This window comes from Psychrobacter sp. Arc29 (genome assembly GCF_041431175.1).
In the GTDB taxonomy this organism is placed as follows: Bacteria; Pseudomonadota; Gammaproteobacteria; order Pseudomonadales; family Moraxellaceae; genus Psychrobacter.
Genome location: NZ_JASMRR010000006.1, coordinates 202,596 through 228,370, shown reverse-complemented (window position 1 = coordinate 228,370; position 25,775 = coordinate 202,596). Strand labels below are relative to the sequence as shown.

The 25,775-nt window shown below is 43.7% G+C and carries 25 protein-coding genes; 17 read left to right on the top strand and 8 right to left on the bottom strand.

The window, feature by feature from the left end:
* Positions 1–105: 105 nt before the first annotated feature.
* A complete protein-coding gene (gene rpiA / locus QO189_RS10085; protein ID WP_371532634.1) occupies positions 106–765 on the bottom strand; it encodes a ribose-5-phosphate isomerase RpiA in 660 nt (219 codons plus the stop codon).
* Positions 766–1,063: 298 nt separating this feature from the next.
* Between rpiA and ilvA the strand changes: the two genes are divergently transcribed.
* The 7 genes from ilvA to QO189_RS10050 all read left to right on the top strand — a co-directional run bounded on the left by ilvA (position 1,064) and on the right by QO189_RS10050 (position 7,503).
* Positions 1,064–2,617, top strand: coding sequence for a threonine ammonia-lyase, biosynthetic (gene ilvA, locus QO189_RS10080; RefSeq protein ID WP_371532633.1), 1,554 nt, complete (start codon positions 1,064–1,066; stop codon positions 2,615–2,617).
* A 266-nt stretch (positions 2,618–2,883) separates the two neighbouring features.
* Entirely contained in the window at positions 2,884–3,306 is a 423-nt protein-coding gene (locus tag QO189_RS10075; RefSeq protein ID WP_371532632.1) for an RNA-binding S4 domain-containing protein, read from the top strand.
* Positions 3,307–3,512: 206 nt separating this feature from the next.
* Entirely contained in the window at positions 3,513–4,010 is a 498-nt protein-coding gene (locus QO189_RS10070; RefSeq protein WP_201598688.1) for a low molecular weight protein-tyrosine-phosphatase, read from the top strand.
* Between the two features lie 306 nt (positions 4,011–4,316).
* Positions 4,317–5,357 (top strand): UDP-N-acetylmuramate dehydrogenase, encoded by a 1,041-nt coding sequence (murB, locus tag QO189_RS10065; protein ID WP_371532640.1) that lies wholly within the window; start codon positions 4,317–4,319, stop codon positions 5,355–5,357.
* The gene (locus tag QO189_RS10060) at positions 5,347–6,120 is read left to right on the top strand and encodes a YdcF family protein (protein WP_075107411.1); all 774 of its coding nucleotides are present in this window, start codon (positions 5,347–5,349) and stop codon (positions 6,118–6,120) included. Before murB ends, QO189_RS10060 begins: the two co-directional genes overlap by 11 nt.
* A gap of 129 nt (positions 6,121–6,249) precedes the next feature.
* A complete protein-coding gene (ccoS, locus tag QO189_RS10055) occupies positions 6,250–6,525 on the top strand; it encodes a cbb3-type cytochrome oxidase assembly protein CcoS (RefSeq protein WP_371532631.1) in 276 nt (91 codons plus the stop codon).
* Positions 6,526–6,624: 99 nt separating this feature from the next.
* Positions 6,625–7,503, top strand: a complete 879-nt coding sequence (locus tag QO189_RS10050) for a sulfite exporter TauE/SafE family protein (protein ID WP_371532630.1) — start codon at positions 6,625–6,627, stop codon at positions 7,501–7,503.
* Between the two features lie 114 nt (positions 7,504–7,617).
* Here the strand turns inward: QO189_RS10050 and QO189_RS10045 are convergent, their stop codons facing one another.
* Positions 7,618–8,772: a DEAD/DEAH box helicase gene (locus tag QO189_RS10045; RefSeq protein WP_371532629.1), complete on the bottom strand. Its 1,155-nt coding sequence runs from the start codon at positions 8,770–8,772 to the stop codon at positions 7,618–7,620.
* Between the two features lie 278 nt (positions 8,773–9,050).
* On the bottom strand, positions 9,051–9,266 hold the full coding sequence (locus QO189_RS10040; RefSeq protein WP_192992921.1) for a cold-shock protein: 216 nt from the start codon (positions 9,264–9,266) through the stop codon (positions 9,051–9,053).
* A 417-nt stretch (positions 9,267–9,683) separates the two neighbouring features.
* Here QO189_RS10040 and aroQ point away from each other — a divergent pair, with 417 nt between their 5' ends.
* Positions 9,684–10,220, top strand: a complete 537-nt coding sequence (gene aroQ / locus QO189_RS10035) for a type II 3-dehydroquinate dehydratase (protein ID WP_371532628.1) — start codon at positions 9,684–9,686, stop codon at positions 10,218–10,220.
* A gap of 156 nt (positions 10,221–10,376) precedes the next feature.
* Positions 10,377–11,678 (top strand): ABC1 kinase family protein, encoded by a 1,302-nt coding sequence (locus tag QO189_RS10030; RefSeq protein ID WP_371532627.1) that lies wholly within the window; start codon positions 10,377–10,379, stop codon positions 11,676–11,678.
* 46 nt (positions 11,679–11,724) lie between these two features.
* Here QO189_RS10030 and QO189_RS10025 read toward each other — a convergent pair whose 3' ends face one another.
* The gene (locus QO189_RS10025) at positions 11,725–12,555 is read right to left on the bottom strand and encodes an ion transporter (protein ID WP_075107416.1); all 831 of its coding nucleotides are present in this window, start codon (positions 12,553–12,555) and stop codon (positions 11,725–11,727) included.
* A gap of 318 nt (positions 12,556–12,873) precedes the next feature.
* On the opposite strand from QO189_RS10025, the gene QO189_RS10020 reads away from it, so the two are divergent.
* The 4 genes from QO189_RS10020 to QO189_RS10005 all read left to right on the top strand — a co-directional run bounded on the left by QO189_RS10020 (position 12,874) and on the right by QO189_RS10005 (position 16,301).
* Positions 12,874–13,623, top strand: a complete 750-nt coding sequence (locus tag QO189_RS10020; protein WP_201598675.1) for a YebC/PmpR family DNA-binding transcriptional regulator — start codon at positions 12,874–12,876, stop codon at positions 13,621–13,623.
* Between the two features lie 194 nt (positions 13,624–13,817).
* On the top strand, positions 13,818–14,150 hold the full coding sequence (locus QO189_RS10015; RefSeq protein WP_201598674.1) for a ferrous iron transport protein A: 333 nt from the start codon (positions 13,818–13,820) through the stop codon (positions 14,148–14,150).
* Positions 14,151–14,246: 96 nt separating this feature from the next.
* Positions 14,247–16,166, top strand: coding sequence for a ferrous iron transport protein B (gene feoB / locus QO189_RS10010; RefSeq protein ID WP_371532626.1), 1,920 nt, complete (start codon positions 14,247–14,249; stop codon positions 16,164–16,166).
* A gap of 9 nt (positions 16,167–16,175) precedes the next feature.
* Positions 16,176–16,301 carry a FeoB-associated Cys-rich membrane protein gene (locus QO189_RS10005; RefSeq protein WP_371532625.1) on the top strand — a complete coding sequence of 42 codons (126 nt, stop codon included), beginning with the start codon at positions 16,176–16,178 and terminating at the stop codon, positions 16,299–16,301.
* 126 nt (positions 16,302–16,427) lie between these two features.
* On the opposite strand, the gene QO189_RS10000 is transcribed toward QO189_RS10005, so the two are convergent.
* The gene (locus QO189_RS10000) at positions 16,428–17,012 is read right to left on the bottom strand and encodes a methylated-DNA--[protein]-cysteine S-methyltransferase (RefSeq protein WP_371532624.1); all 585 of its coding nucleotides are present in this window, start codon (positions 17,010–17,012) and stop codon (positions 16,428–16,430) included.
* A gap of 54 nt (positions 17,013–17,066) precedes the next feature.
* Entirely contained in the window at positions 17,067–18,437 is a 1,371-nt protein-coding gene (gene ftsY / locus QO189_RS09995; protein WP_371532623.1) for a signal recognition particle-docking protein FtsY, read from the bottom strand.
* Between the two features lie 293 nt (positions 18,438–18,730).
* On the opposite strand from ftsY, the gene QO189_RS09990 reads away from it, so the two are divergent.
* The 3 genes from QO189_RS09990 to QO189_RS09980 all read left to right on the top strand — a co-directional run bounded on the left by QO189_RS09990 (position 18,731) and on the right by QO189_RS09980 (position 22,105).
* A complete protein-coding gene (locus tag QO189_RS09990; protein ID WP_371532622.1) occupies positions 18,731–18,883 on the top strand; it encodes a hypothetical protein in 153 nt (50 codons plus the stop codon).
* A gap of 64 nt (positions 18,884–18,947) precedes the next feature.
* Positions 18,948–20,462, top strand: a complete 1,515-nt coding sequence (locus tag QO189_RS09985; protein ID WP_371532621.1) for a M16 family metallopeptidase — start codon at positions 18,948–18,950, stop codon at positions 20,460–20,462.
* 68 nt (positions 20,463–20,530) lie between these two features.
* The gene (locus QO189_RS09980) at positions 20,531–22,105 is read left to right on the top strand and encodes a M16 family metallopeptidase (protein ID WP_371532620.1); all 1,575 of its coding nucleotides are present in this window, start codon (positions 20,531–20,533) and stop codon (positions 22,103–22,105) included.
* A 132-nt stretch (positions 22,106–22,237) separates the two neighbouring features.
* Here the strand turns inward: QO189_RS09980 and QO189_RS09975 are convergent, their stop codons facing one another.
* Both QO189_RS09975 and QO189_RS09970 read right to left on the bottom strand, forming a co-directional pair.
* Positions 22,238–22,735: a hypothetical protein gene (locus QO189_RS09975; RefSeq protein ID WP_371532619.1), complete on the bottom strand. Its 498-nt coding sequence runs from the start codon at positions 22,733–22,735 to the stop codon at positions 22,238–22,240.
* A gap of 372 nt (positions 22,736–23,107) precedes the next feature.
* Positions 23,108–24,010: a D-Ala-D-Ala carboxypeptidase family metallohydrolase gene (locus tag QO189_RS09970; RefSeq protein ID WP_371532617.1), complete on the bottom strand. Its 903-nt coding sequence runs from the start codon at positions 24,008–24,010 to the stop codon at positions 23,108–23,110.
* A gap of 348 nt (positions 24,011–24,358) precedes the next feature.
* Here QO189_RS09970 and rodA point away from each other — a divergent pair, with 348 nt between their 5' ends.
* Entirely contained in the window at positions 24,359–25,501 is a 1,143-nt protein-coding gene (gene rodA / locus QO189_RS09965) for a rod shape-determining protein RodA (RefSeq protein ID WP_371532616.1), read from the top strand.
* The last annotated feature ends 274 nt before the right edge of the window (positions 25,502–25,775 follow it).

The following is a 25,775-nucleotide window of genomic DNA, read 5'->3' as shown; positions in this document are numbered from 1 at the left end:
CTGTTTAATGTAAAAAGCCAAATACTCAGGGTATCTGGCTCATTAAAAAATCATCAATCTATTTTAGGACGGGACATCAGTTCTTAGCAAGCGTATGGATATAAATTAACGCGTGAGCGTTGTCACCCCATTTGCACCTGCTTTTAATAGCACATCCGCTTGGTTCGCCGCAAAGATACCATTACAAACCACACCTACGATATTATTCAGCTCTTTTTCGAGCGCAATCGGATTGCTCACATCCAAGTCATAAGTATCTAAGATAACGTTACCATAGTCAGTGACAAAGTCTTCACGATAAACAGGCTCACCGCCCAATTTGGCCAGTTGGCGAGCTACATAAGAGCGCGCTTGTGGCAGTACTTCAATTGGCACTGGAAACGCGCGACCTAATATATCAACGCTTTTACTCTCATCGACCATACAAACGAACTTGTTAGACGCTGCTGCCACAATCTTTTCGCGAGTCAATGCACCGCCGCCGCCTTTGATGAGCTGCAAGTGCTCATTGACCTCATCAGCACCATCAATATAAACATCGAGCGTACCAGCAAAGTTCAAATCAACGATTTCGATACCAAGCGCACGCAGTTTGTCTTCAGTCACCTGTGAGCTGGCAACCGCACCAGCAAGCTTCAATTGTGGCAACAACTCAATCAAACAGTTGACCGTACTACCCGTCCCTACCCCAAGTATCATATCGTCTTCGATATAGCTTAGGGCGGCGCGGGCGGCGGCTTGCTTTTGTGCTTGCTGATCACTCATCATAAATCCTTGGAAAATAAACGTATGGTCTTAAAAAAAGTAAAAGGCTAAAACAGATAAAATGCGCGGCTATTATAACCGATGATATTCATCGATGTTAGCGCAATCACTACTCTAATTCGGTAGTCATATAATACTTATCTCACAACGTTCTTCGCCACACGCTTTCACTTTATATTCATTCAGGCATGAAATCCCAAGAAAACTGCAATTGAGTCTTGCAAGATACTCAAAATCAGCATAGGCTAATCTATTTCGTTTTTATATTCATTTATATTCATTCTGTTTAGGGATTACTATGCTGTCACATTGGGTACGAGCCATCTTACAAGCCACCGTCTATGACGTTGCTATTCAAACACCACTTGAAACGGCGCCCAAGCTGACCCAACGTTTTGCCAATGACATTCGATTCAAGCGTGAAGACTTACAACCGGTCAAATCCTTTAAATTGCGCGGTGCCTACAACCGCATCAGTCAGCTAAGCGATGAGCAAAAAGCACGCGGCGTTATCTGCGCCTCAGCAGGCAACCATGCGCAAGGCGTGGCGTACTCTGCACGCAAGCTATCACTGAACAACATCATCGTTATGCCAACCACAACTCCCGACATCAAAGTAAATGCCGTCAGAGCACTGGGTGGCAATGTGGATCTGCATGGCGATAGTTTTGATCAAGCAAACCGCTATGCAATAGATCGTGCTGAACGCGAAGGACTTACCTTTATACCGCCTTACGATGATGAGTTAGTCATTGCTGGACAAGGAACCATCGCGCTTGAGCTGACACAACAATGGCGCAACATGGATTATGTATTCGTTGCCGTTGGTGGTGGCGGTCTCATCTCAGGTGTCGCCGCATTTTTGGGAGAAGTGGCACCGCATGTCAAAGTGATCGCAGTAGAAGCGGAACAATCCGCCTGCCTAAAAGCAGCACTTGAAACGGGTGAACGTGTCAAACTTGAGCAAGTCGGATTGTTCGTCGATGGCGTAGCAGTCGCTCAAATTGGTAAATTGCCTTTTGACGTTGTGCGTACGCAAAAAAGCGATAATTCAGGCCCTATCGTCGAGCCTGAAGTGATCACTTGTACCAATGATGAGGTGTGCGCCGCTGTCAAAGATGTGTTTGAGGAGAGCCGCAGTATCGTAGAGCCTGCAGGTGCGTTGGCGGTTGCTGGTATGAAAAAATATATCACAGCGAACAATATTCAAGGTAAAAACTGCGCGGCCATCATTTGCGGCGCTAATATGAACTTTGACCGCCTGCGCTATATCGCTGAACGTACCGAGATCGGTGAGAAAAAAGAAGCCATCTTTGGGGTTACCATCCCTGAACAAACAGGCGCTTTCTTGAATTTCTGTCGCAGCCTACACGGCCGTAATATCACTGAGTTTAACTACCGTGCTGACAGCAAAAAATCGCCAGATTCTATGGAGCCTGCCTCAATTTTTGTCGGTATCGCGTTAAAAGAAGGTGAAAAAGAACGTCAAACCATCAGCAGCCAACTGGCAGACGACGGCTATAATGCTTATGATCTGACCGACGATGATATCGCCAAATCGCATATCCGTCATTTGATTGGTGGTCACGCCAAGGTCGAAAACGAGCAGTTACTACAAGTGGTATTTCCAGAGCGTCCGGGCGCACTGCTGACTTTCTTAGAAAAATTGGGCGATGACTTTAATATCACTTTATTCCATTACCGTAACCATGGCGCTGCTGAAGGCCGTGTATTGGTCGGCCTACAAGCCTCTGATGGTAACTCGCGCCAACTACAAGATGCCTTACTAGATATCGGCTACGACTGTACAACGGTCAATGATAATATTGGCTATCAGTTATTTCTAAGATAATCTTCTAATATGTCTGAGATAATCCTCTAAGCGCATGTTTCTAAAATGAATAATAAAAGCGGCTTTTCTTATGATTGGCCGCTTTTTGCATCATATAATCGGATACTAGAGCGTGCCCCTATTTTAAAAATGGTGATAAACGTTTGAATTAGGGATACGCCCTAAGCATTACAATCACAAAAATCCATTTGCAAATAATAAAGTTGCCCTAATATTATTGATATAACATCATGATTTAATATAAGAACGAATGTAAAAGGATTCTTATGAGTAAAAATACAAATAATAACCCTCAAAGTCTGACCAAAATTCGTCTCGATAAATGGTTGTGGGCGGCGCGCTTTTATCGCACGCGTACGCTTGCCAAACAAGCCATTGAAAGCGGGCGTGTCCATTATGGTGGCAGCCGCGTGAAAACCAGCAAAGAAATCTCAGTCGGCGATGAGCTAACCATTCGTCAAGGCTCCGCGACTGCGATGACCGAAAAAACCGTCGTCGTTGAGGCCCTATCGGCCCAGCGAGGCAATGCAGCGGCGGCTGAAGTGCTATATTCAGAGACCAAAGAGAGTGAAACACGCCGTGCTTACTATGCTGAGCAGCGCAAACTTGCCAACCTTGCACGCCCCGATAATAAACCCAATAAGAAAGAACGTCGTGATCTACAACGTTTTAAATCCAATCAAGATTGATATCCTATGGTGATCATATTACTTTGTCATATATAGTATGGCTACAAAACCACTGCCAAATGACGCTGTTGTCTAGTCTCTCTTCTTGCCATTCAAGCCATTAAGCGTTACGCTATAGCCGGTTCAATCGATGGCATGCTAATAAAAGCCGCATTAATAATGCTGGTCTCTTATAGCATGTTTTTTTTGTTATAGAAGGTCATATTATGCTGATGAAAGCCTGTACTCCCTCGTCTGTATTATTGGTTTGTTTAGGAAATATCTGCCGTTCACCAACTGCTGAGGAAGTTTTCCGTCAGCAAGCGGCGATTGCTGGACTCTCAATAAAGATAGACTCAGCAGGTACCAGTGATTCACATGTCGGCGACAAACCTGACCCACGCTCGCAGCGTCATGCAAAATCACATGGCTACAAAATTAATAAATTGGTTGCACGCCAGGTAACCGCTAATGACTTTCGCGATTTTGATTTAATCTTGGCCATGGATTCACAGAATTTAGCCGACCTGCAAGCTATTAAAGATGGCATTACAGATACAGAAGATGACTTGGCAAAGCTGGCCCTATTTAGTGAAGAAGACCCTACATACGGCGGTAACGATGTACCGGATCCTTATAAAGGTGATAGCGATGATTTTGAAGAGGTGATCGAGCGCATCGAATCAAGCGCACAAGCTTGGATCGAAAGCTGGAAAGCTTGCTAGCCATAAATTCTATATTTCTGCTACTCTTGCATCCGGTATCCTCTATAATATAGTTAATCCTCTATAAAAGAGCTGCAGCGTTAACCTCGCTTGAAGTATCACAGTTACGTCTGCACTCAGTTGCCTTGTATCTCTTTTAAGTTGAATCAACTATAGCTACCTTATTATTTATTATCCTTTTGCCCCATAGGCTATGTTATGACCCAAGCTGCACGCCTTGATCTCGACGCTCAGACCACGACTGTAAACGACTCATCAGCGACTCTGTTAGTCAGTAGTTCAGTCGATTTGTCACATAGCAATACGATGGCACTGGCCTGTGTCGCTGATTCTGTAGTGACATTGACTAATGAGGTACAGCTTGATGACTTTATGGCAACCTATGCAGAGGATATAGAACATCAGCTATCATTATTTGTCTTATCTGGCGGTAGCAATGTTTTATTACCAGCAGCGTTAAATGCGGTGGTATTACAACCCAAAATGCGCGGTATTCACCTGACTGCTCAGACTGATAGCTATGTCGATATCGAAGTAATGGCGGGCGAAAACTGGCATGATTTAGTCATACATACAGTCAATCAAGGCTGGTATGGGTTAGAGAATCTTGCGCTCATACCTGGCTTAACTGGTGCAGCGCCAGTACAAAATATTGGTGCTTACGGTGTACAGTTAGAAGACTGCTTACAATATGTACGCGCTTATCATTTACCGACACAAACTTGGCAGCATTTATCAGCGGCCGACTGTCAATTTGGCTATCGTGACAGTATCTTTAAACGCACGCCAAACACATGGATTATTAGTCGCGTCGGTTTCAGATTACATACTGATCCTACCAATATTTTAGCCAGCTATGGTGATGTCCAAACAGTAGCGCAGCGCTATGCTAAGCAGCAAGGGCGCGAGCAAGCAACGCCTCATGACGTGATGCAAGCCATTATAGATATTAGACACCAAAAGCTGCCAGACCCAAAACAACTACCTAACTGTGGTAGTTTCTTTCAAAATCCTATTATTGGTCAAGATCAATTTACGGCGTTGCAAACAAGCTATCCAGCTATCGTTGGTTATCCAATGTCTGATGCGATGGTAAAAGTTGCCGCAGGTTGGCTCATCGAGCAAGCAGGATTAAAAGGGGGCGGTATCGTACCCATCGTGACTCATAAAAATCAGGCGCTGGTACTGACCAATCACACTCCCTATCAAGCAACTCAAGAAGATGTGGCAACAGCACAGCGCTATATCGCCAACATTGTCTATGAGAAATTTGCAATTCAGCTATCACGTGAGCCAGTTTGGGTGAATGCTGATGGCTCAATTGGATATGCTGAGCATGTGGTCTAAACAATCATGGTCTAAACGCTTATGGCGAAACTATTTGCGTTCAGCCGAACGAATGGTGAAGCTATTTCGTATCATCAATATTACCTTTGTATTAGGCTCGACGTCTGTTATTTTAGTCCTAATCAGTTTGTTCACACCTCTATTCTCACAAGCCGTTGTCTATATATTTGCGCTTCTTCCTTTACCAAAAATGCCTTCTGCTGCTATGAGTTCTCCGCCGACTGCTTACGTGGTATTAGGCGGTGGTCTAACTAATGATAATAACAATCAAATCATTCTCAATCGCTACAGTCTGAATCGTGCCCGTACTGCTGCAGGCGCTTATCACGATCTTCCCTTACCTATTGTACTAAGCGGCGCTGAAGCCCCTTGGCTCGGTCAGTGGCTCATTGAGCATGGTATCGATGGGCTGATAAGCGAAAATGCCAGTATGAATACATGCGAAAACGCCCGTTTTACAGCCAAGCGTATTCCGCTCCATCACGTTTATCTTATTACGGATAGCTATCATATGGCACGTGCGCGCAGACAGTTTGCCTTGAATGGTATTAACAGCACACCGCTTAGCGCACCGTTGCCAGTTAGACGCGACTGGATGAAACCTGCGCAAAACCTAAGTCATTCACGGCGGGCTGTTTATGAAATCGCCGCCTATCTACGAGATGTGATACGTCCGCAAATGAACTGTCGTCACGCCGATGATGTGACTTCACAGCAACTCCTAACACCGCGAGGCAGTGCCAAAAAAGCATCTGATGAATAGGTTTTTATACTAAACGCGCAGCTAATATCGTCATATGATGCTACGTCTCATTCTAATCGATACAGATCATCCACTACATTTGCGATGGGTGTATAATAATAAAAGACACTGCTATTGAAGAGAGTTACCATGCTCAGTATATTTTTATTAATCCCATTAAGTCTCATGCTATTTGTGGTTGCCATCTGGGCAGTGCGTTATGCGGTAAAATCAAACCAGTTCGAAGATTTGGACAATGCATCACAGCGTATCATATTGGATGATCGTCAAGAGCGCAGGCAAACCATGCAAGCTCATGAGCGCGCGGTGCAGTCTCAGCCCTCTGCAAATACCGAGCCGTCATATGATAACGTTGATAAAGATGCGCTCGTTCGTACTGATGTAGAGAAAAATCCAAAAATTTAACCTTTATCCTCTTCTCTGTTCATCGTGTAATGATGAGCTTTCGTTAGATAATAATCGTGTCTATAGATACGGCCTTTATGACTTTTAGGAGATGCATCCATGACCATGGCTTTACTTGTTGCGGCATTACTGATGGGGTTTTTTGGCTCGCCGCATTGTTTGGGTATGTGTGGCGGTCTTGTGACGGCATTTGGTCTATCTATGAAAGATGTCAGCCCTACTAAACGCCGCGCTTTGGTGGCCACCTATCATCTTGGCCGTCTAACCAGTTATGCATTATTGGGTTTGGTCGCAGGCCTGATTGGTGTCACGGTACTAGCGCCATTGATGCAGGGCAATAGCATGCCGCGCATCTTGTTAGGACTGGTACTAGTATTCGTCGGTGTTACCATGCTTGGCGCGCCGTTTTTGACCAAGCTTGAGCGTTTTGGCATGCGCTTTTGGCAATACCTTAGCCCGCTGCGTCAAAAGGTATTTCCACTCAATACTTTTCCGCGCGCACTAACAGCAGGTTTGCTTTGGGGCTTTTTGCCTTGTGGTTTGGTATACGGCGCCCTACTGATTGCTGTCGTCGCTCACAACCCACTAAGCGGTGCCGCATTGATGTTCGTGTTCGGTTTAGGAACCATACCGATGCTAGTTGCAACGCACGAGACAGTTGGCTGGTTACGTGACAAGATTGGTCGTTTTCGCTTAAGGCAGTTAAATGGTGCGGTGATGGTACTCTCAGGTTTGGCAGTTGCTGTTGTTCCTATGGTCATGGCAAATATGCATGGCGGGCATGGTGGTGGACACGCACAGATGGATCACAGTAGCCACTCTGCTATGATGTCTGAGACAGATGCTCATGACATGGATCAAATGAATCACGATATGACGCCGGCTATGGATCATGATATGCAAGACATGGATAATCATATGGATCATAGCATGCACGATATGGGCGATGACGCCACCTCCATGCATCATGCTCAATAATTTCTAACACATACTGCGAGTACTGCGTAGACTTTACCAAGCGTACAAAAAACCCTTAATACCAAAAATGATATTAAGGGTTTTATTGCTATAAATGATATCCATTTATAGCAATTATTCCTGCCACTGCTCAAGCGTAAACTTGGTCTCTAGATGCTTCTCTAATGCTGGTATATTAAATGCGTCATCTTCACTGACAAAGCTGATACTAATACCTGTCTGGCCTGCACGACCTGTACGACCTATACGGTGTACATAATCATCTGGTTGATCCGGCAAGGTATAGTTAACCACATGACTGATATCATCGACATGGATACCGCGCCCTGCAACATCTGTTGCGACCAAAATAGACGCATGACCATCCTTAAATCGCTGTAAGTACTTCTCACGTTTTTGCTGAATCACATCACCTGAGAGCATGACAATCCTATGTGCTTGACGCAGTTTATGATAGAGACGCTTGACTTGATCTTTGCGATTGGCGAATACAATGACCTTTTCAACGGCCTCATCACTAATAATACGCTGCAGGGCTTCGAGTTTTTGATCTTCTGTCAGTAAATAAAAGTGCTGATCAACCAATTCGCTGGTTTTGTGTTCTGGCTCGATTTCCACAAACTGCGGCTCATGCAACCAGCGATACGCCAAATTCATCACATCTTGGTTAAAAGTAGCAGAAAACAGTAAGCTTTGACGGTCTGTATTGGCGGGCATACGACCTACTAAGCGCTTGATATCGGGGATAAAACCCATGTCCAGCATACGGTCTGCTTCATCCAATACCAACACCTCTACTCGATCTAAATACACCATGCCTTTATTGGCAAGATCAATCAGACGGCCAGGCGTCGCCACCAAAATATCAACATATTGGCGCTCAAGCTCATGCTGCTGGGTTTCGTAATTGGTACCACCCATAATACAGACACTATGCAGCGACGTATATTTGGTCAATGCTATGCAGTCATCAAATATCTGCTGAGCGAGCTCACGCGTTGGTGCCATAACGACTGCACGTGGCTCACCGAGATAACGCTCTTCATCATGAGCAAAAGGACGCTTGAGTAACGCCTCCATAATAGTCAGCAAAAACGTTGCTGTCTTACCTGTACCCGTTTGTGCCTGTCCGATGGCATCTTGATTTGCTAATGTATGCGGTAGTATTTTTGCCTGAATAGGCGTTAATTCAGTGAAGCCCAAATCACTCACGGCGCGTAGTGTTGCGACTGAAAGTGGCAAATCAGTAAACGTTGTAAAATTACTCAAAAAAATATCCTTTTAAATTAGTTGCTTATATTTTATCAATCACAAATCAGCTCACAATAAAGCTTTATACTGACATAAGTGTGACCAATAGCAGTCGCAACATGATATCTATAGATGGCCGCTAGACATACGGGTACAAAAAAAGCCAAGCCCAATACCTGACCTACCAAATATGCTGCTGTTAACTCAACATGGGTAAGACAATACGGGCTTGACTCAGTAGTATATCAGTAGTTTGTACAGACATTATAACTAAACCGCTTTAATGTCTGGATAGATTACTCTTCTATCTTTCTGACTTCTTCAGCTTGTAGACCTTTCTCACCTTCTACGACACTGAACTCAACTTTTTCGCCATCTTTCAAAGAACGATAGCCATCACCCTGAATCGCGCGGAAATGGACAAAAATATCTTCTCCGCTGTCACGTTGAATGAAACCAAAGCCTTTTGAGTCATTAAACCACTTAACGATACCTTGCTCACGAGCTGACATAATATTACTTCCTAAAAAAGTTCGCTTAGCCCCAAATTCCTTTGCAACATTGCATATAAACGGGATCTAAGATGATGAAATCAAAAACTTAAGAATACTAACCTAGCCACAGTCATCTTTAAAACGCTTATATAAAAGAAAGCCAATCTTGCAAACTATCTCTCATATCAATGACAGTAACAAACTTGCAATATTTATTGCATAAAAAATATCATAGCACGGGTTTTTAGCAACATAAAGACTTTTAACACGCTTTTTAATGCATGGGTGAGTTTTTCTTGTAATTTTTTTATAACCTAGCCTACAAGCTGCTATTATAAAGGGATACGCTGAATCAGCTTATGCAACCTATTTGTCATGCACACCTTATTCATTATAATAAATCATCCACATATTTAAATAGCGACAGAGATTACTATGACGTCCTCTTCTCCATCTACAGCAGCAGAAAATCCTGCTGACCAACACATTGATCAGACACTCAATCACAAACTGCTATTGGTGAATGGCGTCAACCTGAACTTATTGGGTAAGCGTGAGCCTGAAATTTATGGCCATATGACGCTGGTAGATATCGAAAAACGTTTGGTCGAACGAGCCGCTCAGCACGGCATTGAATTAACTTGTATACAATCAAATCATGAAGGCGATCTAGTAGATAAGATCCAACACTATGGCTTATTAGCAGACAAATCTGCCCAAGCTGATGCCATTATTATCAATCCTGCTGCATTTACCCATACATCAGTTGCACTACGTGATGCCCTATTGGCCACGCAGAAACCCTTTATAGAAGTACATTTATCCAATGTTCATGCGCGTGAGCCTTTCAGGCATCATTCCTATTTGAGCGATGTCGCAGTCGGTGTCATCTGTGGTTTGGGTCATATGGGTTATGAGATGGCACTAGACTACTGGCTAAGCAATATTTATTCAGTCAATACAAGCACTTAAGGTGTTTTCTAATTTTATAGATTACTAGCTTTATTAATAAAGTAAAACCTCTTATTTTTCACACATTTTGTTTTTCACACATTAGTCAAACAGTAATTGTCTGATGAAAATAATAGAATTATGGCTGAGCAAATAATCCACTACATGGTGATATGAATGGCAAAAACGTCCGGAAAGCGCTTTATGAAACTCGCTGGCATGACAGCAAGTATTGCCGGCAAAGCAGCTAAGAACTCGTTTAAGCATCTCTCGAGTGACGAAGAGAAACGCCTGCAGGCTCGCTCAGACTTGATGCAAGACGTGGGTATCCAGATTGCCGAAACATTGGGTGAAATGAAAGGTGCTGTGATGAAGGTAGGACAGATCGCATCACAGTACAAAGACGTTTTTCCACCTGAGGTTGCCACTGCTTTAGAAAAACTCCAAAAAGATGCCCCGCCAATGCCCTATGCGCAAATACGTGCACAAGTTGAGCGTGAGCTAAAAGCCCCTATAGTAGAGTTGTTCAGTGAGTTTGAAGAGATGCCGTTTGCTGCCGCCTCTATCGGACAAGTGCACAAAGCTACTTTATTGTCTGGACAAAAAGTCGTGGTCAAAGTCCAATACCCTGATGTGGATGAAAACTGTGATAGTGATCTCAAGCAAGTCCGCATGGCACTAAAGATTGCAGGCGTACTCAATATGAGTAAGCAGTTGCAAGAGCAACTCTTTAACGAGATTCGCCAAAGCTTACATGATGAGCTGGACTATACCAAAGAAGCTTATAACTTACGTGTGTTTGGTGCTTTTCATGCAGATGATGAGGGCCTTATCATTCCTAAAGTTATCAGCAGCCATTCTTCCAGACGGATTTTGACCTTAACCGAAGAGATGGGAGAGACATTGACCGTCGCTGCGACATGGGACAATGACATTAAACAAAAAATAGCAGAGCGCCTGTTTCATTTTACCGCAGGGCAGCTATTTGGCCTGTACCGTATGCACTGTGATCCACATCCAGGCAACTTTGCCTTTCGTCATGACGGCAGCGTCGTGGCTTATGATTTTGGTGGTATCCGTAGTTACAGTGATAGCGAAGTTCAATTGTTCCGTCGTTTCGCAAAACACGCTATCAAAGGCGATGTGACCGCACTTGAGCAAGACCTCGTCGCCTTAGACATTCGCCGTGACGATGATAAAAACATCCCTGGCGAGTTTTATGAAAAATGGCTATCCATTGGCCTCAAGCCATTATCTATCAGCCCATATCAAGAAGGTGCGTTTGATTTTGGCAGCAGTCAGATACATCATGATGCCATTGCGCAAATGCGTACCTCATTGAAATACTTTGGTCAGTTTCAACCCTCTGCTACAACGATGATGCTAGATCGCACTATATCAGGACAGTATTGGAACTTGGTAAATCTAGGTGTCGAGACTGACCTCTCGCCGCTGGTTGATGAGTACATTGAGGTATAGATAAGCGAGCCATCAGTAGCGATATAAAACCTGTCACTACCTATCATTAGATATGGAGCGCGTGCCCGCAGCGATCGCAAAAGTCTGCGCCCACTGCATGACCGAATTTACCACAGTTGGGACAAGTGACAGGATTGAGCTGTGGGCGCATATTACGAGCCAGCTCAGAGGTAAAAATACCGGTCGGTACGGCAATAATCGAATAACCTGTGATCATAACCATGGTTGCAATCGCTTGGCCTAACGGCGTCTTAGGCGACATATCACCATAGCCAACCGTTGTCATCGTGACAACCGCCCAATAGATAGACAATGGAATACTAGTAAACCCGTTCTCAGGCCCCTCTACTACGTAAATAATTGAACCAAAGATGGTTACCAATAGCACAAGGGACAAGAAAAAGACCGTAATTTTCTGCTGGCTGGTCTTGAGTGCAGAAGCCAAAAAACCTGCTTGTTGCATATAGGCTTTGAGTTTTAGGACACGGAATACACGTAAGATACGCAGTACTCGTATGACTAGTAGATACTGCACCCCTACAAACAGTAAGCTTAGATAGCTTGGCAAAACAGACAGCAAATCCACTATCCCAAAGAAGCTAAACGCATAGCGCAAACGATTGGGTGCTGAAAACAACCTTAGCGCATACTCAATGGTAAACAGAATGGTAAAAAACCACTCTGCATAAAAAAACAACGTGCCGTATTGCAAGCGCATGTACAACACACTATCAAGCATGACGACAGCAACACTGGCCAAAATCGCAATCAATAATACAATATCAAAGAGCTTACCCAAACGGGTATCTGTACCTTCGATAATGATATGCGTGCGGTTACGCAAGTGTGTTAGGGCTTCAGCGGTTGGTTGCTTCATAGAATCAGTAACTTTATAAAATCAATGGCTTGATAGCATTCCATGACTTAAAATGTGATGGATAAGGGCAAGTTGGTCAAAATAGTTAAAACTGGTTTATAATATTGCTCACTTATTACAGTGAATACAATCTATAATTTGCCACAGTGTAGCAAAAAAGCACTCTCAACAACATACAAATCGTTAACGTGCAAGTAGCGCTATTACCTTATATAGACAAAGTAATGATAGTATAAAACAAGGTGATCAGACATCGAAGGCTGTGATTCATCGCCTTTTTACACATAAAAAATAATACGTAAACCTTAAGGATGTTATATGGCAGGCCATTCAAAATGGGCAAATATCAAACACCGTAAAGCCCGTCAGGATGCAGTAAAAGGTAAAATATTTACCAAAATTATCCGTGAAATCGTCTCAGCTGCCAAACAAGGCGACCCCGATCCTGACAAAAACCCGCGCTTACGTGCTGTTATCGAAAAAGCGCTATCAGTCAATATGACTCGCGACACGATTAACCGTGCTGTCGACCGTGGTACAGGCGGCGGTGATAATGAAAACATGGAAGAAGTCAGTTACGAAGGCTACGGTGTTGGCGGTGTAGCGGTACTGGTCGAAACCATGACTGACAACCTCAATCGTACTGTCAGTGAAGTCCGTCACGCCTTTACCAAATGCGATGGCAACCTCGGTACATCAGGATCTGTGGCGTATCTGTTTACTAAACGCGGCGAAATCACCTTTAATGATGTGAGCTTAGAAGATGAAGTCATGCTAGCTGCACTAGATGCGGGCGCCGTTGATATCGAAAACGATGGTGAAAGCTTACTTGTCATTACTGAGTGGGAAACTTTCGGTCAAGTTCAAGACGCGCTTAACGCTGCTGGTCTTGTCTCTGACAATGCTGAAGTCACCATGTCACCATCTACCACGGCTGAAATCGACAATGTAGAAGATGCTGAAAAGATCCTAAAGATGATCGATATGTTAGAAGATGCGGATGATGTGCAAGAAGTTTATACTAACGTGAACTTCTCTGCTGACGTCATGGCGCAGCTTGAGGGATAGCTAAGACAGCTTCAGATTTTCTTAGTAGTACTGAACTTTAGTATTATAAAACCAGATGGTGTCATACTGTCTGGTTTTTTCGTTATCACAGCACTCTCTTATAACGGTTGTTTTTCTCATAGACGAGGCATATAATCACACAAAAATAGTAATAGTTATCATTTGCAAAGATGCAAATAACTAAGGACTTTTATATGAGTGTGACGCTTTCACCTTCTTATTCTACCGCTACTGACGCTCCTACTCTGACAAACGCATCGCCTGTATGTTCATTATTAGAGCTAAACAAACGCCAGCCTGCCATTATTGACGAGATTGTTGCCAATCATCGCTTCGGTGAAATCGATGGTGCCATTAGCCAACGGCTCAAAGACTTAGGATTTTTGCCCAATACATTGGTTCATATTGTTGCCAAAGGTCTGTTTGGTAAACCGCCTTATGCCGTACAGTTGAGTACGGGCGCTCAGTTTAGCTTACGTGCTGATGAGCTGATGAAAATCAAATGCCGCGCCATCACATCAGCGTAAAAACCCATGATCAATCTGCACAGATAACCCAGTCAACCTCTGCTTTATCCAAACAGCTTCCTCATATACATTCCTCCAGAAGCGATGCATAAGCTTATGTCCTCTTCAGTATCTATTTCAGTACCCATTCAACAAATAAAAGCCAGCACTGCACCTATCACATTAGCTTTGGTAGGCGCACCCAATTGCGGCAAAACGGCCACCTTCAACGTGCTAACAGGCTCTAAAGCCAAAGTAGCCAACTATTCTGGCGTCACCGTTGATAAGCGCAGTGCTGCTCTACTTGGTCATAGCAATGTCAATATTTTAGACCTGCCCGGCACCTATAGCTTAAAAACAGCCAGCCTAGATGAAGAAGTCACTCGTAAAGTGCTCTTCGGTCAAATGCCTGGCGAATCTGTCCCTGATGGGATTATTTTTGTGGCGGATGCCACCAACCTACGTATGTCGCTACGGATGCTACTTGAGCTTAAAAGCTTGGGCTTACCGATCATTGTCGCACTCAATCTGAGTGACGTGGCACATAGTCGTGGTCTGGTCGTAGATGAAGCGATATTATCTGATGAGCTGGGCGTACCTTTTGTCAAGACCGTTGCCATTAAGCGCAAAGGTTGCGAGCCGTTAATGAAATTAGCTGGCGAGCTGATCGAGTATATCTCTGGCAGCGACAAGCCCATCCATTTCTTTGATGGTGATAGCGACACGCATACCATGTATCAACAGGCTGATGATATTCTGAGCCGAGCGGTGACAAGTGCACAACGTTTACCAAAATGGCATGAGCGGTTGGACCAGTTGACCTTGCATCCCGTCATAGGGGTGGTTATTTTGCTGATGATCCTATTTGTCATCTTTCAGGCCGTCTATGCATGGGCCGCGCCGCTGATGGATAGTATCGAATGGTTGGTTGGTAGTGTGGGCACACTGCTGATGCAATGGCTACCAGATGGTATCTTACAGAGTCTTATCGTCGATGGTATTGTGGCTGGTGTGGGTAGCGTCGTGGTATTCGTACCTCAAATCACCTTGCTGTTTTTGTTCTTATTGATACTAGAAGACTCAGGATATTTACCGCGTGCCGCGTTTTTGTTAGATAATTTATTATCCAAAGTAGGCCTATCTGGACGCTCATTTATTCCATTGTTATCCGGTTTCGCTTGCGCTGTACCCGCTGTCATGTCTACTCGTACGATACCAAGCCATAAAGAACGCTTGATGGCCATTGCAGTACTGCCTATGTTGACTTGTTCGGCTCGTCTACCGATTTATGCTCTCATCATTGCAGCGGTGATACCCAGCCAAACAGTGCTTGGCATATTCAATTTGCAAGGCATTACTTTATTTATACTATATGTTGCGGGCACATTATCAGCAGCGCTAGTTTCATGGTTATTCAAACGCTTTCATAGTGCAAAATCAGAATCGTCTGCTTTTCCTTTATTAATGGAACTACCAACCTATCGCATGCCCAATGTGAAGCATATCGCTGGTGAGCTTTGGGACAAAGTGAGTGCGTTTTTAAGAAAAGCCGGTACAGTCATTTTCACGCTATCTGTGATGTTATGGGTGTTAGTCACTTTTCCATCTGCACCTACAAATGCCGTTGGCCCTGCTATTGATTATAGCTTTGCTGGTATGCTTGGGCATTTGATCGAGCCTATTTTTGCACCCATTGGCTTTACATGGCAGATGTGTATTTCTTTGATCCCAGGACTGGCCGCGCGCGAGGTCGTGGTAGCAGCGTTGGGTACGGTATATGCAGTAGGCGGCGTGGGTGATGAGGCCATCAATCAAACGCTTATTCCTATCATTCATGCTCAATGGGGTCTGGCCACTGCCTTTGCATTCTTAGCTTTTTACGTATACGCCCCAATGTGTTTGGCAACCCTCGCGGTTATTCGCCGTGAGACCAAGTCATTGAAGCAGACTTTAGCCATTACTGGTTATCTGTTTGTGCTGGCTTATACGATGGCTTGGATAGTCTACCGCATCACGGGACAAATTTTTGGATTTTAAGGAGCTGATATGAATACATGGTTAGAATACTTGATTGTCTTTATCATCGTTGCCATCTCTGTCTATTATGTGTGGACAAAGATTCTATTTAAGAAATCTCAAGGCTGCTCTAGCTGTAATAAATGCGCCAAATAGCCAGAGCACTATATAAAGGAAGCACCACATAGGAAAACAACCAAATAAAAAGCACCAAACCCGATTACAGGCTTGGTGCTTTTTTCTATATTTAAGAACTTAATGGATACAGCGCTATATTCGCTATTACGATTTACATTTAACCCCTTCGAGCGCTAGCAAGTACTCTTTTTTGTCCAGCCCGCCTGTATAGCCACCTAGCTTACCGTCGCTCGCAATCACTCGGTGACAAGGAACAATGATACTAAAAGGGTTTTTGCCATTAGCCTGTGCAACCGCGCGACACCCCTTCGGGCTATCAACACGCTGCGCGAGGGTGGCATAGCTGATGGTTTCGCCATATTCAATCTCTTGCAGTGCCCGCCATACGCTTTGTTGAAACTCAGTACCCATAGAGAAATCCAAGGGCAAATCCAATGTTTTACGTTTACCAGCAGCGTAATCTTTGAGTTGGAAAATCGTTTCTATTAATAAAGCTTGAGTAGGTTCTTTCATGCTTAGGCTATTGCTGTCTATAAAGGTAAAGTCTTCATCTGTCAGGCCATAATATTTTTTAAGCTTGGAAACGGATTTTGAGCTATGCCAAGTATTACCGGGCAGCAGCCAGTTGGCTTCAACAAGCGTAGGCTGACTATGCTTGCTGACATGCTCATTAGCATGGGCTATCAGCGTTAATTGATGTGACCCAAAAGCTGCTGTGGTAACTATCATAGCGTTTACTTCCATATTATCTTAAAAATGATTTACCAAATAAAACTGGCTATTTTATTCTTTGTCATCTGTCTCAAACAAAGCGGCGACAAACTGCTTCGGACTAAAGGCACGCAAATCATCAATCGACTCACCCACACCAATATAGCGAATAGGGACATCTGTCGTTTCGGCAATGTTAAACACCACGCCACCTTTCGCAGTACCATCTAGTTTGGTGATAGTAATACCTGTCAGCGGCACAATTTTATTAAAGAGCTCAACTTGGTTAATGGCATTTTGACCCGTGCCAGCATCAAGTACGATCATGCCTTCATGCGGAGCGCTTGGATCAGCTTTACGCATCACGCGTACGACTTTCTCTAACTCTGCCATCAAATGTGTCTTGTTTTGCAGACGGCCAGCAGTATCGGCGATGAGTACATCGATATTTTTTGCTTTAGCTGATTGCATCGCATCGAAAATGACAGAAGCACTATCAGAGCCATGACCTTGTGCTACCACTGGGATATGATTACGCTCACCCCAAATTTGTAGCTGCTCGGTGGCCGCCGCGCGGAACGTATCGCCTGCCGCTAGCATGACTGATTTACCCTCACCTTGTAAGCGCTTGGCAAGCTTACCGATGGTGGTGGTTTTGCCCACACCATTGACGCCCACAACTAAAATAACAAATGGTTTTTTGCTGGTATCAATCACCAGTGGCTCAACTTTTGGCGTTAAGATATCAACCAGCTCACTTTGCAAGGCTTTATATAATGAGTGTGCATAAATCAAGTCACCACGGGCAGTCTGCTCGGTCAGGCTCTTGATGATACGGTTGGTCGCGTTGACACCGATATCGGCTACCAATAGTTGATCTTCAACCTCTTCTAACAGCTCGTCATCAATCTCTTTACCACCGATAAGAATACTGACCATGCCTTCGGCCAAGTTTTTACGTGACTTACTCAGCCCCGTCTTCATACGGTTAAACCAGCTGCCTTTTTTCTTATTTTCTTGTGACTCTTCAGCAATTTCTTGCGGCTTAGTCGCTTGTACATTACTGCTAGCGACTGGACTCACACTTGGTGTATCGCCTAATTGCTCTTGTAGTGGCATAGCAGGAATGGTTGTCGCAGTGTTAGGTTTGCTCGTAGTGCCTGTCTCTTTAGCACTTGAAAAGCTCTCAGAGGTACCTTTAGGGACGTTATGCTCTTCTGTCATAACAATTGGTGTGGCCAAAGCAATATTTTCTGCTGCCTCATTGTTTGAGACGTCTCTATTTGCCGTAATATCCCTTTGTGGCGCAGCACTCTCTGTTTCATCAATAATGGGTACAGATTGCGCCGGTAAACTGGGTAAGGTAATATCATCGTCATCTAAGTCATCAAGACCATCATCAAGGTTGATGACCACACGGTTGCTATTGTTTGGGTTATTCATAAGTTTGCCCTAAAAGTTATTACTATTAATTATTTGTTTATTGTAAATGGATTTTTAGATTGTCATAAGCTTGCCAGCTATATGACCATGGATTTTAGCCTATTTTAGCATAATTCAAGTCGCGCTCAGCCCTTACCATAGTAGACTGTCGTCAAAAATTATCTGCTTAAAAAATCACATAATGATTTGAGAAAGTTTTGCTTAAGGTTTGGACACAAAATTCTGACTTGTTCCTTGTCAGACTTCGCCTACTCTACCAAGACTCATTCAAAAATCCTTATTAGGAAACGGCCATGTCATCACTCTCTAAACACTATAAAAGCATTGCCAATATCAGTGTAGCGATTTTGCTAACGACAACTATATTATCTGTGGCAGGTTGCAATACCACGCAAGAGTTCAGACCGACCGCTAGTGTCATGGTTGGCGCACAGACATCACTGTGATGCATTGTATTGCTATGATTACGTCCATCACTCCAGTCATTATTCTATATAAGTAGACCATACCATGCCATTGTCTTTACCACTACCTATTACGCCATTACGCATTGCATGTGCTTTAGCGATGGCGACATCACTTGCTGCCTGTCAAACCAGTACGATGACCTCTAACTCTGTAGCGCCTGCTACAAGCTCAATTGCTACAAAAGACTTGTCTCACAGTACTGTAGATAAAAACACGTTGGATAAAAATACAACGAGCAAAGAATCACCGTCCTCTGCATTGACAATGGACATGTCGGGTCGGCATGAATATCAACTAGAAAATGGCCTAAAAGTGGTCATAAAAGAAGATCACCGTGCACCCGTCGCCATGACCCAGATTTGGTATCGGGTGGGCTCGGCAGATGAGCCACTGGATAAAGGCGGTATTTCTCACTTACTTGAGCATATGATGTTTAAAGGTACTGCTGATGTATCAAGTGATGACTATGAGCGATTGATTGCCAAGTTTGGTGGCGTTAATAATGCCTTTACTAGCTATGACTATACGGGCTACTACGAGCTATTTCCTGCCAATCGTATGCCATTGGCATTAGAGCTTGAAGCAGATCGAATGAAAAACCTCACCTTCAATGACAAAGAGTTTGCCAAAGAGCACCAAGTGGTCATGGAAGAGCGACGTCAGCGTACTGATGACAATCCCCTTGCCAAAGCTTACGAATCCTTTCGTTTGCTAGCATTGCCTGACAGTCCAAAAGGAGAATCTGTCATTGGGCCTATGAACGAGCTAGAATCCATCAAGCTCTCGGATCTAAAAGACTGGTACAAGACATGGTATGCACCCAACAATGCTACCTTAGTCATCGTCGGCGACGTGCAGCCACAAGAAGTACTCACTCAAGTCAAACGCTATTTTGGTGAGCTGGCGCCAAGCAACGTACCCAAACGTAACGCTGTCACTCAAAAAGGCTTTCGTGGTTATCAAAAAGTAGACTCTGAGCAAGCGGTGCAAGTGCCCGTTTTGCTAATGGGTTACAACGTACCTAGCCTAGTAACAGCAGGCGCAAACAATGAAAAACAGGCTTACGCCCTCTCGCTTGCTCAAGACGTACTCGATGGCGGTCTATCTGCACGCTTGGAGAGTCGACTAATACGTGAGCAAAGTCTGCTGACCACGGTTGGTACTTCTTACGATTTGTTAGATCGCGGCGATGGGCTATTTATGATTCAAGCGACACCACGTGAAGGTGTCAGTTTAGAACAAGCGCAACAAGCCATAATATCAGAGATAGAAAAACTCAAAACAGACCCGATTGCCGCTGATGAAATCAGTCGCGCCAAGACCAATGCCGTCACTGGCCTAGTGTATGCACAAGATAGCATGGAAGGACAAGCACGTATGATCGGCTCACTACAGTCTATCGGGCTAGATGACAGATTACTTGCTAAGTTACCAACCAAACTAGATGGTATCAGCGTTGCTGACATTCAGGCTGCCAGTAAGAAGTATTTGGTTAAGGACAACTTGACGGTGATGCATATCGTGCCACCAAAAGAGAACACTACCAAAGCACAATAAATGCTGCCTGTTATCAGAACGTCTCATAAAAGGGACGATATAACCGTATTCTTAATAAGAAGAACATCATGATTCAGAATAAATATGACTCTCAAGCAAGACAAAAATCTTTGAGTACTGCTTTGCCCTCTATATCATCTAGTCTCTCATTAAAAAAGCTATCATGCCTCAGTACCAACGTAGTTTTTGCATTGAGTATATTGGCTAATACTGCTCAGGCAGACACTACAAGCGCTGAAGATTACCGAGCCCCTACTGCTGTTGATGCAAGTGCGCCCATTGCAGCTTTATCTAAGCTTACCAGTATTGATGATGCCAAATCTTTAAAAGTCACAGTACCAACGATTCAAGAGTTTAAGACCAAAGCTGGCGTCCCTGTTATGTTCGTTCAGACCACAGCCTTACCGATCGTCGATGTGGACTTACGTTTTAACGCTGGTAGTGCTCGTGATGGCAGTATCAATAAGGACGGTTTTGGCATCGCCAACATGACCGCAACGATGCTTGAGCAGGGCTCCAAAAGCTTAGATGAAGATGCGTTCACGCGTGCTGTTGAAACGCTAGGCATCAATCTGGGCAGTAGTGTCTATAAGGATATGTTCATTGTTTCGCTACGCAGCTTATCAGACGATAAACACCTTCTGCCAGCTGTTGATTTGATGACGCAAATGGTGAGTGAGCCTACGTTTAATGATGAGGTATTAGCGCGTAATAAGTCACGATTACTCGTTGGCTTACAGCAGCAAAAACAAGACCCTGGCAGTCTTGCCAGTATTGCCTTTGATAAGGCTCTATACGGCAGTCATCCTTACGCTCATCCCTCAGTCGGTACGCTAGAGAGCGTGCCAACTATCCAGAAGCAACAGCTGATAGACTTTAAAAATCGGTATTTAGTAGCGGCAAATGCCTCTATCGCCATGACAGGCAATCTGACCTTGGTACAAGCGAAAAAACTGGCTGAGGACATCACGACTAAACTGCCTGCCGGTCAAGCTGCTGCTGACTTACCTGAGCCTAAACCTCTCACTAAAGCGCAGCATATTCATATTCCTTTCCCAAGTACCCAAACCACCGTATTGATGGGACAATTGGGTAGTAAACGTGCAACCAATCCAACAGCCCAGCAGCAGCAAACCAATTTTGCAGTTGGTAACGAGGTAATGGCAGGTGGTGACTTTAATGCCCGTTTGATGACTGAGATTAGACAAAATCTCGGGTACACCTACGGTATTTCAGGCTCAATGAATCCGATGCTATCGCGCGGTCCTTATCAGATTGGTTTTTCAACGCGCAATGACAAAGCACGTGCGGCAATCGATGCAAGCTTAGAGGTTGTTGATGACACGTTAGAAAAAGGAGTCACTCAGGACGAGATACGCCTGACCAAAGACAATCTCAAAAATAGCTTCCCGATGGGTTTTGCGAGTAACGCAGGGATCAATGGGTTGTTAGGAATGATGAATTTCTATCAATTGCCAAACACTTACTTGGCCGATTATGTCAACCGTATTGATCAAGTCACGCTGTCAGGGGTCAATAAAACGCTGCGCGATACCTTAAATCCGGATGACTTTTTAATCGTGACAGTTGGTCAAGACGATCCTTGGAAGGAAACCAAAGCGACGACAAAAACGACCAAATAATAAGGGGAAAATAAGCTAGGTTAAATTCACTCAATTAGATAATGAATAGCGTGAGTGATGAGCAGTTCAGTATGCCCGACTCATCACTCATGTGCTTATTATCTTGTGACTGACTTGTGATATCAAAAAAGACTACGAATACTCTTTATCAGAGTTATCAGAAATGGTCATTACGATGTCGTAATTGAGGTTTTGAGGCTTATAGGTGGCACCATTATAGCTCAGTCGAATGATATGCTTGTCGTAAGACATGACCTCGTAACCACCATTAGCAAAGTTATGTAGCGCGGGAACTATAAGTAAGGCTTCGATTTGGCGATTGTTGGTGGCAACTGAAATATGCTGACCCTCTCGAGGATATAGGAAATAGTCACAATAATCGTTTACCATCACTTCTGCAACACGCTCGATGACCTGACTACCCTGCGCTTCTTCTATTAACTTTGGGCATACATCAGCGCGCTCTGAGGCCAAACGAGCATAAGAGTTTCTAATGCCGTCTTCAATGTTTTCAGAATTTTGTACGATGCTATCACGTGTTAGCGCAGCTTTATCTATCACCAATGAGCTGTTTTCAGAATAGGGTTCTGGACTGCAGGCACTTACCAATAATATGGAAAATGATGCCATACCTATTAACGTAGTGTAAATATATTTTGAGCGAAAAAAACGTTGTTTCCTTTCATTCGATTTACTGCATCTTGCGACTGCTGAATGCTGCTTTGTCATAAATCCCGCTTATAATAACCGTGATCTTCTTCCTTGAAGAGCGATAAGGATATAAAGATAATTGATAAACATGCCATTATTAGAACATGAAATCCTAATTCCAAACAATTTTTTGGTGAACTTGCGCGTCTAGCTAGATCATCCTATTAATCATTTAGCTTTAAAATTTATAAGCGATATTATACTGTTTCTAGTTTTTTTATTATCACTAATTTGAAGGCTTGTCACTGATTTAAGGGTATGCTTGCTTATGACGTGTTAACTCTTAGCTATCTAATAGCGACAAGAAGAGCTACTACTGGCATGATTGAAACCCCATTTACGATAACCATCGGTATCGAGATGAATCGCACCTGTGGCATATAAACCCAGGCCGAAGTTGTAAGACTGTCCTTGATATTGCCAAAACTGACACAGGCCATCCTGCATCGTACTAAGCCGCCACAGGTTGTCTTCGTACTCTGGCACCCAAATATCCATGGCACTTGCATTCATATGCTTGCTACTGCCAGCACCGCCAGCACAGTCGTTGAGCCCAGGGCTACGGTATACCGAGCGTATCTCGGTGCTCAAAGGTAAAACTCCTTGGTTTTTTAGTTCGCTATAGAGACGTAGGGTCGGTACAATATTGGCCCATAGCTCTTGCGGTGGCAGCTGATAAGGCTCATAACCGCATTTATCCCAGCTGCGCGCGGTGGTAAGTAGCTGAGACAGTGGTGGTACATTTTGTGCACCCACACGCGCGCTCAAATAGCGCTGATATTCGGCTACTTGCCTAGCACGGTAACTATTGCTGTCGAGCCATGCATTAAAGTCCATGCTGGTAAGATCGTTATTGGCACTATTATAGGTATTATTCGCTGTGCTGTAGCTGTTATTACGGTAAGTTGTATTATAAGTCGGTCTTCGTTGATTCACATTGACGCGTTTGTTTTCCTCGATGGACAGACTGGCATCAATTTCAAAATCACGCTGCTTTTGTGCAATCAAGCTTTGCATACTATCGCCATTTGATGTATTTGCGCCACTTAACATAGTGACACCAGGGCGCTGACTAGAGATATTATTAGAAGGCGATATATAAGCATTACTAGTGTCGCCACTGCCTTGACGCACTTCGATACGGCGTTCACTATTATCACTGATGATAGCGGCATGAACACTGATGCTACTCATACAAACAACCAGTGCAAGAATAGGCTTCTGGATTTGTCCATAGTTATGGTTTTTTGATTTTATCATTGCAGGAATCTACCGCTAAAAACGTTTTATCGATACTATCAAATTTTCAGCAGGCAGGCTAAACTATCGCCTCTAATCTGAGGCAGGATATTCGTAATTAACACTTATCCTTATCACTTTTATAATTCAGTGACTTTATTGCCTAGATGTTAAATATCTGCTTGTTTTTTTGTCCGTGAGCTTCTATTAGAATAGAGACCGTCAAATACTCATCACATATTTTATATGAGACAGCTCAGATAACCTCTCACTTTTACCCCAACTGCTAGCCAAACTTTGCCTATGTCTTCTAACCCGCAATACCGTTTTTCACGTCAGAGCCATCACTTAGGTCAAAGTCATGCACCGACGATCTGGCAACGTATTCACATCGATCCATGGTTGACCTTGCTTTTGTTAACGGTTTGCTGCATTGGCCTGACGATTTTATATAGTGCTGCCAGTCAAGACGTTGGCATGGTCATACGTCAGATGGTGAGTTACGGTTTGGCATTCACCGTGATGTTTGCGATGGCACAAATACCGCCAAGCCTTTACCGTACCTTTACGCCTATATTTTATGTGTTAGGGCTTATATTGTTGGTATTGGTTGATATCATCGGTGAAGTGCGTATGGGTGCTCAGCGTTGGATTAACTTGCCTGGGTTTGGCAGTGTGCAGCCGTCTGAATTTATGAAACTCGGTATGCCCATGATGTGTGCTTGGTTTTTATCCAAGCGTGATCTTCCGCCATCACCATCTAGTATTGCCATTACTTTGGCATTGATTATCGTACCCGTATTATTGATTGCAAAAGAGCCTGATCTTGGTACTTCGCTTTTAGTCGCTGCCAGTGGCATTTTTGTGCTGTTCTTAGCTGGATTGTCTTGGCGCTTGATTTCTGCTGCTGTGATTTTAGCGATACCTTTTATTGCGTTTGCTTGGAACTTTTTGTTACATGATTATCAGCGTACGCGCGTCCTAACCCTACTCAATCCTGAAGCCGATGTACAAGGTGCTGGGTGGAATATTATCCAATCAAAGACCGCTATTGGTTCAGGTGGTCTCACTGGTAAAGGGTATTTAGAAGGCACACAGTCGCATCTGCATTTTTTACCAGAAGGCCATACTGACTTTATTATTGCAGCCTTCTCTGAAGAATTTGGTTTACTAGGCGTCATGCTACTGATGTTTATTTACTTTTGCCTTTTGTCGCGTGCCCTATATATCGCTTTCACCCATCCTGACGTTTATAGCAGACTGTTAGCTGGCGCTATTGCCATGTCTTTCTTCGTGTATATATTCGTCAATGTCGGTATGGTTGGTGGTATTTTACCTGTTGTTGGCGTACCCTTACCTTTCATCAGCTATGGTGGTACCGCTATTGTGACTTTGATGGCAGGTTTTGGTTTATTGATGTCGATTCACACTCACAAGTCTGGTTAAAAACACTTAAAATCAACACCTTATATATAAAATATTAGTAAACTATCATTGAAATATAACAAACATACATCATTTATATCTTTCAAAAACATTGAGCGTAAAATAAAGTACTCTCACATGACTAATGATGACAAAGTTTAGATTAAGTCAAAATGTTAGCGATTTTTCTACTATTAATATTTTGTTACTTTTAATAGATACTACATAATCTCCAGTCATGATCAGCCTATCAAAAGGCTGTCACAAGACATAAATCATTGTTAATTAATTACTT